At 59.7% G+C, this 13188-nt stretch carries 15 protein-coding genes; 10 read left to right on the top strand and 5 right to left on the bottom strand.

Annotation, left to right across the window (positions count from 1 at the left end; genetic code table 11):
* Positions 1-16: 16 nt before the first annotated feature.
* Genes CFA77_RS05850 through CFA77_RS05830 form a run of 5 tightly spaced genes read left to right on the top strand, consistent with a single transcriptional unit; the run spans position 17 to position 5334 of the window.
* Entirely contained in the window at positions 17-775 is a 759-nt protein-coding gene (locus CFA77_RS05850) for an arginyltransferase (RefSeq protein ID WP_206992646.1), read from the top strand.
* 50 nt (positions 776-825) lie between these two features.
* Positions 826-1935 carry a TRAP transporter substrate-binding protein gene (locus CFA77_RS05845; protein ID WP_206992645.1) on the top strand — a complete coding sequence of 370 codons (1110 nt, stop codon included), beginning with the start codon at positions 826-828 and terminating at the stop codon, positions 1933-1935.
* A gap of 19 nt (positions 1936-1954) precedes the next feature.
* Positions 1955-2620: a TRAP transporter small permease subunit gene (locus CFA77_RS05840; RefSeq protein WP_206992644.1), complete on the top strand. Its 666-nt coding sequence runs from the start codon at positions 1955-1957 to the stop codon at positions 2618-2620.
* A complete protein-coding gene (locus CFA77_RS05835; RefSeq protein ID WP_034814361.1) occupies positions 2610-4196 on the top strand; it encodes a TRAP transporter large permease subunit in 1587 nt (528 codons plus the stop codon). Before CFA77_RS05840 ends, CFA77_RS05835 begins: the two co-directional genes overlap by 11 nt.
* Position 4197: 1 nt before the next feature.
* Entirely contained in the window at positions 4198-5334 is a 1137-nt protein-coding gene (locus CFA77_RS05830; protein ID WP_206992643.1) for a pyridoxal phosphate-dependent aminotransferase, read from the top strand.
* Here the strand turns inward: CFA77_RS05830 and CFA77_RS05825 are convergent.
* The 3 genes from CFA77_RS05825 to CFA77_RS05815 all read right to left on the bottom strand — a co-directional run bounded on the left by CFA77_RS05825 (position 5319) and on the right by CFA77_RS05815 (position 6653).
* A complete protein-coding gene (locus CFA77_RS05825; RefSeq protein ID WP_206992642.1) occupies positions 5319-5642 on the bottom strand; it encodes a hypothetical protein in 324 nt (107 codons plus the stop codon). The two genes, CFA77_RS05830 and CFA77_RS05825, sit on opposite strands and share 16 nt — an antisense overlap.
* A 35-nt stretch (positions 5643-5677) precedes the next feature.
* Positions 5678-6241 (bottom strand): LemA family protein, encoded by a 564-nt coding sequence (locus tag CFA77_RS05820; protein WP_206992641.1) that lies wholly within the window; start codon positions 6239-6241, stop codon positions 5678-5680.
* 76 nt (positions 6242-6317) lie between these two features.
* The gene (locus CFA77_RS05815; RefSeq protein WP_206992640.1) at positions 6318-6653 is read right to left on the bottom strand and encodes a helix-turn-helix transcriptional regulator; all 336 of its coding nucleotides are present in this window, start codon (positions 6651-6653) and stop codon (positions 6318-6320) included.
* Positions 6654-6707: 54 nt separating this feature from the next.
* Between CFA77_RS05815 and CFA77_RS05810 the strand changes: the two genes are divergently transcribed.
* From CFA77_RS05810 to CFA77_RS05795, 4 genes are all read left to right on the top strand, one after another.
* On the top strand, positions 6708-7154 hold the full coding sequence (locus tag CFA77_RS05810) for an SRPBCC family protein (RefSeq protein ID WP_206992639.1): 447 nt from the start codon (positions 6708-6710) through the stop codon (positions 7152-7154).
* A 78-nt stretch (positions 7155-7232) separates the two neighbouring features.
* Positions 7233-7940: a VIT family protein gene (locus CFA77_RS05805; protein ID WP_371822986.1), complete on the top strand. Its 708-nt coding sequence runs from the start codon at positions 7233-7235 to the stop codon at positions 7938-7940.
* A gap of 95 nt (positions 7941-8035) precedes the next feature.
* Positions 8036-8791: a Sir2 family NAD-dependent protein deacetylase gene (locus tag CFA77_RS05800; RefSeq protein WP_349677877.1), complete on the top strand. Its 756-nt coding sequence runs from the start codon at positions 8036-8038 to the stop codon at positions 8789-8791.
* A 118-nt stretch (positions 8792-8909) separates the two neighbouring features.
* Entirely contained in the window at positions 8910-9893 is a 984-nt protein-coding gene (locus tag CFA77_RS05795) for a hypothetical protein (protein WP_206992637.1), read from the top strand.
* Here CFA77_RS05795 and parC read toward each other — a convergent pair.
* A complete protein-coding gene (gene parC / locus CFA77_RS05790; protein WP_034813994.1) occupies positions 9890-12124 on the bottom strand; it encodes a DNA topoisomerase IV subunit A in 2235 nt (744 codons plus the stop codon). The two genes, CFA77_RS05795 and parC, sit on opposite strands and share 4 nt — an antisense overlap.
* Positions 12125-12251: 127 nt before the next feature.
* Between parC and CFA77_RS05785 the strand changes: the two genes are divergently transcribed.
* Positions 12252-12935, top strand: a complete 684-nt coding sequence (locus CFA77_RS05785) for an extensin family protein (protein ID WP_206992636.1) — start codon at positions 12252-12254, stop codon at positions 12933-12935.
* 16 nt (positions 12936-12951) lie between these two features.
* Here CFA77_RS05785 and CFA77_RS05780 read toward each other — a convergent pair whose 3' ends face one another.
* Positions 12952-13137 (bottom strand): hypothetical protein, encoded by a 186-nt coding sequence (locus tag CFA77_RS05780; protein WP_206992635.1) that lies wholly within the window; start codon positions 13135-13137, stop codon positions 12952-12954.
* Between the last annotated feature and the right edge of the window lie 51 nt (positions 13138-13188).

Here is a 13188-nt window from a genome sequence, read left to right as displayed (position 1 = left end):
GTGTATCGTCGCACTTATGAAGTTCACTGACTCCCAGATCCTGCCCCCGGGGCTCGAGCGCTCGCTTCGGTTCTACGTGACCAATCCGAGCCCTTGCCCCTATCTGCCGGGCAAGAAAGAGCGGAAAGCGTTCACCAATCTGGCCATCGGGGAAGCAGATCTCGTCCACAACTCCTTGAGCCAGGCCGGGTTTCGGCGCAGTCAGACGATCGCATATCGCCCGGCTTGCCCGCGCTGCAATGCCTGTCGCAGCGTGCGCGTGCCGACGCGGGATTTCGAACTGTCGCGCAATGACCGGCGCACCCTGAACCGCAATGCCTCTCTGATCCGCCGCCCGGTCGAGGCCCAGCCGAGCCGCGAGCAATACCGGCTGCTGAAATCCTATGTGAAAACCCGTCATGATGGCGCCGGCATGTCCGACATGTCTTATCGGGATTACAGCGCCATGGTTGGCGGCAGCCCGGTGCAAAGCCTGATCTTCGAGTATCGCGATGGCGTGGAAGAGGACGCGCCTCTGGTCGCCGCCTCGATCACAGATGTGCTCCGGGATGGCTTTTCGATGGTCTACACGTTCTTTGATCCGGAGCTGACCTCGAGGGGACTCGGCCATTACCTCATCCTCGATCACATTTTGCACGCGCAGGATCTGGGCCTGCCGCACGTGTATCTTGGCTACTGGGTGAAGGGCAGCCAGAAGATGGACTACAAGCGGCGCTACAAGCCGCTCGAAGTGCTTGATGGCGACGTGTGGCGTCCGCTGGGCGACGATGAATGACACGGTTTAGCCTTTAGCCCGGCCAAGACCGGGGAGGCATGGGGAGATAGATGATCCATAGACGCAACCTGCTGGGTGCAGGCGCACTCGGCCTTGCCGGCGCTGCTGCTGCTTTTGCCAATCCCGAAAAGGCGGCCGATCTTGCTGCGCCTGCAATTGCGCGCAATCGACGCCGATTCAACATGGTCACCACCTGGCCCAAGGGCCTGCCGGGGCTTGGCGAAGCGGCCGAGCGCGTAGCCCAGCGCATCCAGCAAATGTCCGAAGGCCTGATGGAAGTGAAGGTCTATGCGGCCGGCGAACTCGTCCCGCCTTTTGAGTGCTTCGATGCCGTCTCGAATGGCTCGGCCGATATGTATCATGGCGCCGAATACTACTGGACGGCCAAGTCCAGCGCCTATCCATTTTTCACCGCTGTTCCCTTCGGTATGACCGCACAGGAACTTATGGGCTGGATTGATTTCGGCGGCGGCCAGAAATTATGGGATGAATTGTCAGCCCAGTTCGGAATCAAATCCATCCAGGCCGCAAATACCGGCCATCAGATGGGCGGCTGGTTCCGCAAGGAAATCAACACGCTGGATGATCTTGTCGGACTCAAGATGCGCATTCCGGGTCAGGGCGGCGACGTCCTGCGTGCACTGGGCGGCTCCTCGGTCGCACTGCCGGGCGGGGAAATCTATCAATCCCTGCAAACCGGAGCGATCGACGCGACGGAATGGGTTGGCCCCTGGAACGACTATTATCTCGGCTTTCACCGCGAGGCGCCATACTACTACGGACCCGGTTTCCACGAACCGGGCGCAAGTCTCGCAGTTGGCATGAACCTCCGCGTCTGGGACGGTCTCACGCTTGGCGAACAACAGATCATCAAGGCCGCCTGCGAGAGCGTGAATCACACATCGCTTGGCGAGTTCACCTACCAGAATGCGGTCCATCTGGACCTGCTTAAACGCAAACATGGCGTCCAGATGCGCAGCTTTCCAGACGAAGTCGTCAGCCGTATGGCCGAAGCCGCCTGGGATGTCCGCGCGGCCTCCGGAAGGGATGGGATCGAGAAGCGTATCTATGAGAGTTTCGAGGCAGGCTTGAAGTTGATGCGTGGCTGGGCCGACGTGTCCGAAGGGCCGTATTACGCCGCCCGCAATTCGAACAAATAGGCCGGGGGGCGGGCTGGGTATGTCTCCGGAGATCTTCCTCACGCTTGGCGGGGCATTGAAATGGCTGGGGCTTGCCCTGTCGCCGTTGCTCTTGCTGCCACTGATCGTCACGATCTGGCCAGACCCAGTCGAGCGGATCGCCAAATGGTTGAGCGCGCGCATTGATGCGGTCTCTGGCTGGGCGCTTGGCGGCGCGATCGCCGGCGCGATCATTCTTGTGGGCGCGCAATTGCTGGTTGTGCTGCTGCGCTATGCCTTTGGCCTCTCATTCACCTGGTTGAACGAGATCGTGATCTATGCCTTCGCCGCCATGTTCATGCTCGGCTCGGCCTCAGCTCTTCGAGACGATGCGCATGTGCGGGTCGATATTCTCAGGCCCCGCTTTGGCGCGCGCAGGCGCAACTGGATCGAACTGGCGGGCATATATCTGTTCCTCTTCCCCATCTGCATCCGCCTGCTGGCGATGACCGAACAAGGCCTTGCCCGCAGTTGGGCACTGTTCGAAGGCTCGCGGGAATCCGATGGCTTGCCCCTGCTCTTCCTGTTCAAGACGCTGTTGCCAGCCTTTGCCGTGCTGATGCTGGTTCAGGGCTTGTCAGAAGCGCTGAAAGCCGCTCTGCGCCTGACCGGAAAGCTGGATGATGTAGCCGAGGAAGAGCCCCATGGAGGCGTCCATGGAACTTGAAGTCATCCTGGCCCTCTCCATGTTCGTCTGCGCCATTCTCGCACTATTGGCAGGGTATCAGGTCGCGCTGACGCTTGGCGGCATAGCGTTGCTGTTCGCGCTGGTCGGAATTGGTCTTGGCGTGTTCGACGAGGCATTCTTGCGCAATCTGCCAAGCCGCATAATGGGCGGCTCGATCATGCAGAACCAGACCCTGATTGCGGTTCCACTTTTTGTGTTGATGGGCGTTATCCTTGAGCGCTCGCGTGTCGCGGAAGACCTGCTCCATATTGCCAGCCGCCTGTTGGGGAAAGTGCGCGGCGGGCTCGGCTATGCCGTGGTGCTGGTGGGCGCCTTGCTGGCGGCATCCACAGGCATTGTCGGCGCGACGGTCATCACCATGACGCTGATTGCCCTGCCCACCATGATCCGGCAGGGCTACGACCCGCGTCTCGCCACCGGCACGATTGCCGCCTCAGGCACGCTGGGCCAGATCATCCCGCCTTCCATTGTGCTCATCTTGCTGGCCGATGCGATTTCGAACGCCGCCAGCCAAGCGAGCCAGGCCACTGGCTCTGCCGGTTCTTTTGTCGTGTCGGTCGGAGACCTGTTCGCCGGCGCGCTGATTCCGGGCTTCCTGCTGGTGGGCCTCTATCTCGGCTGGATCGCACTGACCGCCATTCGCCACCCGGAGCGCTGCCCGCCGGTACAGGATGATGACAGTCCGCCGCTAACCACGAAGGAAGTTGCTTTTGGGCTCGGCGCGCCGCTCCTGTTGATCGTGGCCGTGCTCGGCGCCATCCTTGGCGGGGTGGCTCCACCCACCGAAGCCGCCGCCATTGGCGTGGCTGGTGCCGTCCTGCTCGCAGGCCTGCGCCTTGCCGATGACGATCATGAGCGCCGCATCACATGGCTGCTCATGGCGGGCCTCGGCAGTGTCATCGCGATCATCCTGCTCCGGAACCTGTTTGATCTGCGCACCGGCGTGGCCACGATTGGCCGCACGAACGAGATCGGCATCCTCCTGACAATCCTTGCCTCAATCGTTTTCTTTGCCGGGGTCGCCACCGGTCTCGTCGTCTTGCGCCGGATGCGCCAGCTCCTACCCGCCCTCAAAAGCGCGACGCAGATCACCAGCATGGTGTTCCTGATCCTGATCGGCGCGTCGCTGTTCAGTCTCGTTTTCCGCGGCTATGGCGGCGATGACATCGTGGCCGACATCCTACACTCAATGCCGGGCGGTAAATGGGGCGCGCTGGTCATGACCATGATCGTCATGTTCGTCCTGGGGTTCTTCCTCGACTTCATCGAGATCGTCTTCGTGGTCGTGCCGCTGGTCGCGCCACCGCTGATTATCCTCGGCTTTGATCCTGTCTGGTTGGCCATCCTGATGGCGCTGAACCTGCAAACCAGCTTCCTGACGCCGCCTTTTGGCTTTGCCCTGTTCTATCTGCGCGGCGCGGCCCCGGCGAGCATCAAGACCCTGCAGATATGGCAGGGCGCGGTACCCTTCATCATGCTACAGCTTTTGTTGATCGGGCTGGTTGCCGCAATTCCCGCCTTGGCAACCTGGTTGCCGGCGGCTATCGCCCGATAGTATGGGACAAGACATTGATCCGTTTCGCGCGATTTCGGTCAGCAAGCGCGCACATGATTTGAAGACCGAGGGCCGCCGCATCCTGCATATGGAGTTCGGCCAACCCTCAACACCTGCGCCCAGAGGCGCGATTGCGCGAGCCCATGAAGTTCTCGACACAGACCCTATGGGGTATTGGGAAAGCCGTCCGCTCAAGGAACGCATTTGCCAGCACTACAAGGATGAGTATGGTGTCAACCTGACGCCGGGGCGGGTGACGCTGACCTGCGGCGCCTCGCCCGCGCTCGTACTGGCGCTGTCAACGGCATTCAATCCAGGTGACCGGATCGCCCTCGCACGCCCCGGCTATGTGGCCTATCGCAACACATTGCGCGCGCTCAATCTCGACCCCGTGGAGATCGCTTGCGGCGCGGACGTGCGCTACCAGCTGACGGCCGACGCGCTGGACGCCCTCAACCCGGTCCCAGCAGGCGTCATCATCGCAAGCCCCGCCAATCCAACCGGCACAATCATTCCCGAGGATGACGTTGCGGCTATCGCCGCCGTCGCCAACGCGAAAAACATCCGCATCATCTCAGACGAAATCTATCATGGCCTCAGCTACGGGCCGGACATCCGCTCCATGCTGGAATTTGATCCGGATGCGTACATCGTAAACTCGTTTTCCAAATACTTCTCCATGCCAGCTTGGCGACTGGGCTGGCTGGTCTCGCCCAGGGATGGGGCCGCGCGGACCAGCGCCTATGTCGGAAACCTGTTTCTGACGCCGCCATCCCTGTCCCAGCATGCTGGCCTCGTGGCGATGGACAGCGCGGAGGAACTGGACGGCCATGTCGAGGTCTACCGCCGCAATCGCGAATTGATGCTTGAAGCCCTGCCGCGCCTCGGGCTTGAAAAGATCGCGCCGCCGGATGGAGCGTTCTACATCTATGCCGACATATCGAAGTATACCGATGACAGCCTGGCCTTCTGCCTGAAACTGCTCGAAGATACCGGCATTGCCACAGCCCCCGGTGTCGATTTCGATCCGGTTGAAGGCCATCGCTTCATGCGGTTTTCATTTGCGCTGTCGACAGCACAGATCGAAGAAGCGCTCAGCCTGCTGGAGCCATGGTTCGCGGCTCAGCCGCAATCATAGTCGGCCACGGCGCCGCCATCTGCGCTGCGCTCCAGAGACACGAAATTGCAGCCCTCCGGCGCTGCAGCCCTGGCGGCCTCGACCAGCGCATCTTCGGTCGGCGCTTCGGCCACGCCGAATGTGCCATCAGTCTTGACCGAGAATTTGAGTTTGAAGCCCTGACCCTCGGCCGGTGAGGCAAAGAAGCTGTAGCCGCCCCCCGCCACGGTGCGATCCGGCAGGCCGCTCCAGGTGGATGCACTCCACCCGGCAGAATTTGCGGCGCAAGACCCAAGGACAAGCGCCGCACTGATCGTAAGATATTTCATGGTCCCACCTCCTGATCCGGAGGCAGCAGTATAGCCTAGAACTTGACTTCTGGCACCGTGGACAAGGCTTCTCGTCCTTCGACACCAACATCGAAGAATTCGCGACCTTCGAAATTGAACATGCCCGCCACGATGGATCCGGGGAATTGTTCGCGGGAGGTGTTGTAGTCCTGAACAGCCGAATTGTAGAAGCGGCGCGCGGCGGCGAGCTTGTCTTCGATAGAGGACAGTTCCGACTGAAGTTCAAGGAAGTTCGTGTTCGCCTTGAGGTCCGGATAGGCTTCGGCGAGCGCAAACAGCTTGCCGAGCGATGCGGTCAGCATGCCTTCGGCCGCGGACATTTCCCCCGGTGTGCTCGCGCTTTGTGCGGCATTCCGCGCCGAAATGACGGCATCCAGAGTTTCCTTCTCATGGCTCGCATAGCCCTTCACGGTCTCCACGAGATTCGGGATCAGGTTTTGACGCTGTTTCAGCTGGACATCCACGTCCGCGAAGGCCTGATTGACCCTCTGACGCTTCATCACAAGGCCGTTGTAGATCAGAATGACAAAGCCAGCGATCGCGACGATTGCGGCCAGAACTACTAGAATGGGGCTCATCGGGCGTCCCTCCATAAGAACCAGATTTAAAAGGGGTATCCGGGCCCGGCGCAGAGTGCAAGGGACGCTGCGATGCTCACGCGACCGTTTCAGTTTCCAGATCAGTTTTCAGGCGGTCCAGCAGGGCGACCGCATCAGAAGCATAGCCCCCGATCCAGCGCTCATGAATATGTTTGATCGGCAAGGCATTGAGATAATTCCAGCGCTGGCGACCAACCCGACGCACGAGCACAAGGTCAGCTTCTTCCAGCACTCCCAGATGCTGCATCACCGTGCACCGGTTGAGCTGGCTGAACTGCGCGCAGAGGTCACCGGTCGTCTGAGGTGCATCTTTCAGCGCATCCATCATGCTTCGCCGGACCGGCGCGGCCAGCGCCCTGAAAATCAGGTCAGTTTTATCATCGCTTGACATGTTGTCTTTTTATAACATTAACTTGGATCTGGCAAGCGATAGCGGGAGGCTACGATGAACCTGAAATTCGAAGTAAGCGGGCGTATCAATCGCCCTGTCGAGGACGTGTTCGAGGCCGTCGCAGACCCCAAACAGCTATCTGGCTATTTCACTACTGGCGGTGCAAAAGGCCGACTGGAGGCTGGCGCGACGGTCATATGGGATTTCCACGACTTTCCCGGTGCCTTCCCCGTCAATGTGGTAGACGTGGAGGAAAACAAACGCATCGTCCTGGAATGGGATGGAGATGGAACAGATGGCGTCAAAACAACCGTCACCATTCGGTTCGAACCGACCGAGGATGGCCGCACCATCGTCTCCATTTCAGAAGAGGGGTGGCCGTCAACGGATCAGGGCCTGTCGAATTCCTACGGCAATTGCATGGGCTGGTCACAAATGATTTGCGCCATGAAAGCCTGGCTCGAGCATGGCATCAACCTGCGCGACGGCATGTATACATAGCGCCTCCGATCTGATCTGCGTCAAGCCGGAGGCTTGACCCCCATGCCGATTTGTCGCCTGATTTCCCGGAACCAGGAGATGATCATGGCCTCACCCTTTCCGCTCGGCGAGCATCATTACAGCCACCGCATCGGCTGGCTGCGCGCCACGGTGCTTGGCGCGAATGACGGAATACTGTCGACCGCCAGCCTGATGATCGGCGTTGCGTCCGCTGCAGCCTCCACCGGCGCGATCCTGACCGCAGGCCTTGCAGGCTTGGTGGCGGGTGCGATGTCGATGGCAGCAGGGGAGTATGTTTCTGTCTCGTCGCAGGCTGACACTGAACAAGCCGACCTCGAGATCGAGCGCGCAGCGCTGCGGGACCATCCCGAAGCCGAACTGGTTGAACTTGCGCACATCTACATGAATCGCGGTGTCGAAAAGGACACCGCTTATGAGGTCGCGCGGCAGTTGACCGAAAAGGATGCGCTGGAAGCCCATGCGAGAGACGAGCTTGGCATCAACGAAATTGTAGCAGCGCGGCCCATTCAGGCAGCTGTCAGTTCTGCGCTCAGCTTTTCCGTAGGCGCGGTCCTGCCTCTGTTGGCAGCCGTGTTCTCACCGGCGGATCTGGTCACACCTGTTGTGGCGGGCGTGTCCCTGCTGGCGCTGGTCCTGCTTGGTATGGCTTCGGCCAAGGCGGGCGGCGCGGGCAAGTTCAAAGCCATTGTGAGAATCGTATTCTGGGGGGCTGCTGCCATGCTTGTCACCGGCTTGATCGGTGCAGCCTTCGGTACGGTCGTTTAGAAATTCGCGTGCTTCTTCCCAACGGCCCGTCTTTACAAATTCTTTCAAATCTTTAGCTGCTAGTGAGGGGAGGCGCAGACAGTAATGCATAGAAGATGCTCATGACGGATTCAGGCCAACTCGCACGCATGATTTCAGACGCCCGCCGGGTGATGGTATTCACCGGAGCTGGCATCTCCACCGAGAGCGGCATTCCGGATTTCCGAAGTCCTGGCGGCGTTTGGAGCAAAATGTCCCCGATCTATTTCCAGGATTTCGTCGCCTCACGCGATGCGCGCCGGGAATCCTGGCGGCGCGTATTCAGTCGCGCCGAAGGTTGGACCGGTGCCAAACCGAATGTGGGCCACTATGCCATCGCCGATCTGGTGAAGCGCGGGAAGGTTAGCTCCGTAGTCACACAGAATGTGGACAACCTGCATCAGGATTCCGGCGTGCCAGACGATCAGGTCATCGAAATACATGGCAATGCGAGCTATGCCAAATGCCTGCAATGCGGAAAGCGCTACGAATTCGAGACGCTGAAGCCTCGCTGGGAACAAGACGAGGATCTGACCTGTATCTTCTGCACGGGCCTGCTTAAGAATGCGACCATCTCGTTCGGCCAATCGATGCCCGAAGACAAGATGCTGCGGGCCAGCGAGGAAGCGTTACTCTGCGACCTTGTGATCGTGCTCGGTTCGTCACTTGTGGTTTACCCGGCCTCGGCCATTCCGATGGAAGCCAAACGCAACGGCGCGCGCATGGTGATCGTCAATCGTGAACCGACCGATCAGGACCCGTTCGCCGATCTCGTCCTTCATACCGAGATCGGCTCGCTGATGACGGACACAATGGCCTTGCTCGACCGGTAAGACATCTGCCCACGGTGTTTCCTTTCGGCCAAAATGGAATTTCAGCCACCCCGTCAACTCAATCGAAACTCTAGATTGCTATAGATCCAGAGGAAACCTTCATGGTGGGAGGCCTGGAATGCGCAATACTGTGCTGGCAACAACCCTTCTTTTCGCATCCGCATGCGGCAATGCGGGCGGCACATCCATTGAGGCCGCCACACCGCTCGTCATCGCGGAGGGGCAGGCCCCGGTCACCTATGGACAGGTCACAACAGGCACGCCCTCGCTGAGCCCATCAATCCTTCCCGCCCAGCCGGAGGCCGTGCGCACGAATGCATCCTGCCGGACTCCTAAGGCCGGCAACAATGCGCGTGCGGCCTATGTCTACACCTATGGTGGCGGGGTCCGGACGCCGCTGCACCATATCAACCGAAAGGACACGCCAGAAGCGATTGCCGAGCGCAAAGCCATGATCCGGGAGAGGACAAAAAACGCCAAGACGGCCGTGCAGCGCGAAGCGCTCGGTATGGCTATCGGAAATGCGGTAAACAACGCCCGCCAGATCGACGTCCTTGTGACGGAGACCGATACCCCGGTTTTCCTGTACCTCACATCCTATGACTCCGTTCTCTGGAACATTCAGCGCGCCCCCGGTGTGGAAATCGACGGTGTGGTCATCAACTCCTATGAAGCGGGTGCCATTGCCAATGGAGTGGATGCTTCGCGAACGGGGATCATCTCCTTCGACAATTCTCCAACCAGGAAATGTTACGTCTCAGTTCCGGGCCGCGTTATCCCGGTTGAGGATCGGGTCGCGTCAGCCCGGAAACTCAATCCGAACGTGGACCTCAGCCGGTACAAGAAACAATGGCAACAGGAGTACCGCGACGCGAAACGGTTTTACGGTCAGGATATCAAGAAGCTGACCGGCAAGCGACCGGAGTGGATTCTGGACAATGCGAGGGATGGCGAGTTCAACGCTGTACTGGTTGGCCCGAAACCTGCGACGCCGTTCGAGGCCCAACCGGTGACAAAGCTTCAGGTTCCCTCCCACATCACCCCATTTTGGGGTAGTCAAAAGGATGCCTACAAGGCTTTCGGGCTGGACCCGTCAGCCTAACCGCTGAACGTGCCGCCGCGTGGGAAGCCCTTCGGTACGGCCTTGCCAGCCTGTGAGCGTTTGCCGATCCATTCTTCCCATTCGGGGAAGGCGCGGTGGCGACCGCCCGTCATGACAATCAGTCCGTCACGCTTGTCGAAGGTCATCAGGTCACGCAGCTTGAACTTGCCACTATAGGACTGCAGCTTGTTGCCCTTGCCGCGCGCCATCTCCGGCAACTCATCCAGAGGGAAAATCAACAGTTTCCGGTTCGATCCGACCACGGCCAGCATATCACCCTCAACCGGCACGCAGATGTTCAACTCGCCCTTACCGGTATTCACGGCCTGCTTGCCAGCCTTGCGGTTGGATTCCAGCTCTTTCTCTTCGACGACGAAACCATAGCCCTCGCTGGAAGCGACGACGCGTTTGCGGTCCGGCTCAAAGCGGAACATCGTGACAATGTCGACACTGTCTTCCAGATCAATGGACAGGCGGATCGGCTCGCCGTGTCCGCGTCCACCCGGCAGCTTGTCCGCCGGCAGCGTAAAGGCCCGTCCGTCGGATGCCATGAGGATAATCTTGTCCGTACTCATCACTTCTTCGGAAAGGTAGAGTTCGTCACCGTCCTTGAACTTGGCTGATTCCGGATCGAGCCCGTGCCCCTTCATGCCGCGAATCCAGCCCTGTTGGGACAGCACAATAGTCAGCGGCTCCTTCGGCAGTGTGGCTTCCAGAGCGGCTGCGAGATCCACTTCCGCCATTTCGCCAAACGTCGCGCGGCGGCGACCGAGTTCAGAGTCAGGGTCGAAGGCCTCGCGGGCTTCTTTCAGCTCCTTGGAAACCTTGCTCCATTGGCGGCGTGTTGAGCCGATCAGCTTGATCAGGTCTTCGCGCTCTGCGCTGAGCCGGTCATGCTCGCCGCGAATTTCCATCTCTTCCAGTTTGCGCAATGCCCGCAAACGAAGATTGAGGATGGCTTCAGCCTGAATGTCCGTCAGACCGAAGGTCGACATCAACACAGCCTTGGGCTCGTCCTCATACCGGATTATGCGGATCACCTCATCAATGTTGAGATAGGCGATCAAATAGCCATCAAGCAGGTGCAATCGCTTCTCGATCTTGTCGAGACGGAACTCGGCCCGGCGCACAACGACTTCGCGGCGATGATCGAGATAGGCCTGCAGCACATCCTTCAGGCCCATGACTTGGGGAGCGCCCTTGTGCAGCACGTTCATGTTCAGGCTGAAGCGAGTTTCAAGGTCACAGACCTTGTAGAGGCTCTCCATCAAGACTTCTGGCTCGACGGTTTTCGAGCGCGGGACCAAGACGAGCCGCACATCTTCGGCGCTCTCGTCGCGCACGTCGTCGAGCAGGGGCAGTTTCTTCGCTTCGATCAGCTCGCCCAGCTTTTCGAGCAGGCGCGACTTCTGAACCTGGTAGGGAATCTCGGTGACGATGATCTGATAAGTGCCACGACCAGTGTCTTCGACTTCCCAGCGCGCGCGCATACGGAAGCTGCCGCGACCGGTCTCATAGGCCTGAAGCATGGCTTCCTTGGTTTCGACGATGATGCCACCGGTCGGGAAGTCTGGTCCCTGGACGAAATCCATCAGTTCCGCCGTCGTCGCCTTGGGCTTTTCGATCAGCAGACGCGCCGCATCGATCAGCTCGGCAGCGTTGTGGGGCGGGATGGAGGTGGCCATGCCAACCGCGATGCCGGTCGCACCATTGGCGAGCAAGTTCGGGAATCCGGCTGGCAAGACAACCGGCTCTTCATCATTCTCGGCATAGTTGGCGCGAAAATCGACTGCGTTCTCGTTGAGGCCATCCAGCAACAGCTCGGCGGCAACCGTCATGCGCGCTTCGGTGTAACGATAGGCAGCGGCGCTATCGCCATCAATATTGCCGAAATTGCCCTGGCCATCGACCAGCGGATAGCGAACGGTGAAGTCCTGCGCGAGACGCACCAGCGTATCGTAGATCGAGCTGTCGCCATGCGGGTGGAAGTTACCCATCACGTCGCCAACGATCTTGGCGCATTTGCGATAGCCGCCCTCGGGGTCAAGCTTCAGGACGCGCATACCGTACAGGATACGGCGCTGGACGGGTTTCAGGCCGTCGCGCACATCAGGCAGCGCGCGGGACGTAATCGTCGACAGCGCGTAAGCGAGATAGCGCTTGGAAAGCGCCTCGCTCATCGGCTCGTTGATGATCCGGTCTTCCGGCGTCCCGTCAATCAAATCGGACATTCTGGCCTCTTTGCAGTTCGTGCCACATTCTGGTGCAGGCCCTTGATTAAAGTCAGCGACTCAAGGGCCGGAGCACGTTAACACAAACGTCGCTTTGGTTAAGGAAAGGAAAAGGGCGCAGCTGCTGATGAGTGCAATCCGGGCATGGATCCTGTTGATAAGCCTGCCGGCGCTGGTGTTGCTGGCCTTCTTCTGGCTGGCGCCTCCGCGCCACAATCCCTTTGCGCCGGTCGATTTGACCGAAACGCCCGGCATCGGGACATGGCACAAGCTGACCCGCACCAAGCGAAACCGCGAAGTGTGTTTTGCCGCGCTGGACGATGCGGGCGTGCTGTACACACCGCTGGAAGACCAGAAGCTGGACGGCGGTTGCGGGCTGACAAACGCCCTGACGCTGGACCAGACGCTGACGCCATATTCGGCGACGTTGCGCATGACGTGTGGTCAGGCGGCCGCGCTGTATTCCTGGGAACGCCATATTGCCCGCCCCGCAGCAATCGAGGTCCTTGGCTCTCCGATTGCGCGGATCGAGACCTATGGAAGCTTTTCCTGTCGCAACATCGCTGGCACACGACGAATGTCCCAGCACGGGCTGGGCAATGCGATTGATGTATCGGGTTTCCGCCTTGAGGATGGCCGTCTCATCAGCGTGAAAACGCATTGGGATGCAGGAGGGGCGGAGCAGAAATTCCTGCGGCGTCTTCACAAGGGTGCGTGCGATTTGTTCTCGGTGACGCTGGGGCCTGAATACAATGCCGCCCATGCCGATCATTTTCATCTCGACATGGGCGGGGGGAAAGTATGCCGGTGACTAGCGCCGCAATGGGCTAGTCAATGCATTTGAAGCCGTCTTCATTGACTTCCTTCACACGGCCTTCGCCGCCGCAGACGCGGAGCGCAGTTTCGGTATTTTCATACATGGCGTCGCGGCCGTGTTCGTCGGCATCGACGTGAATGCAGCCCGCAAGAGTAAGCGTGGCAATGGCGGTTACGGCAAAAACAGTTTTCTTCATGGCATCAGCCTTTTCGTTTGCACGGAACGCCCCAGTCCTCACCGGCCACCT

It is taken from the genome of Hyphomonas sp. KY3 (genome assembly GCF_017309975.1).
In the GTDB taxonomy this organism is placed as follows: Bacteria; Pseudomonadota; Alphaproteobacteria; order Caulobacterales; family Hyphomonadaceae; genus Hyphomonas.
The sequence above is the reverse complement of the archived record's forward strand: the minus strand, read 5'-3'. Positions and strand labels throughout refer to the sequence as shown.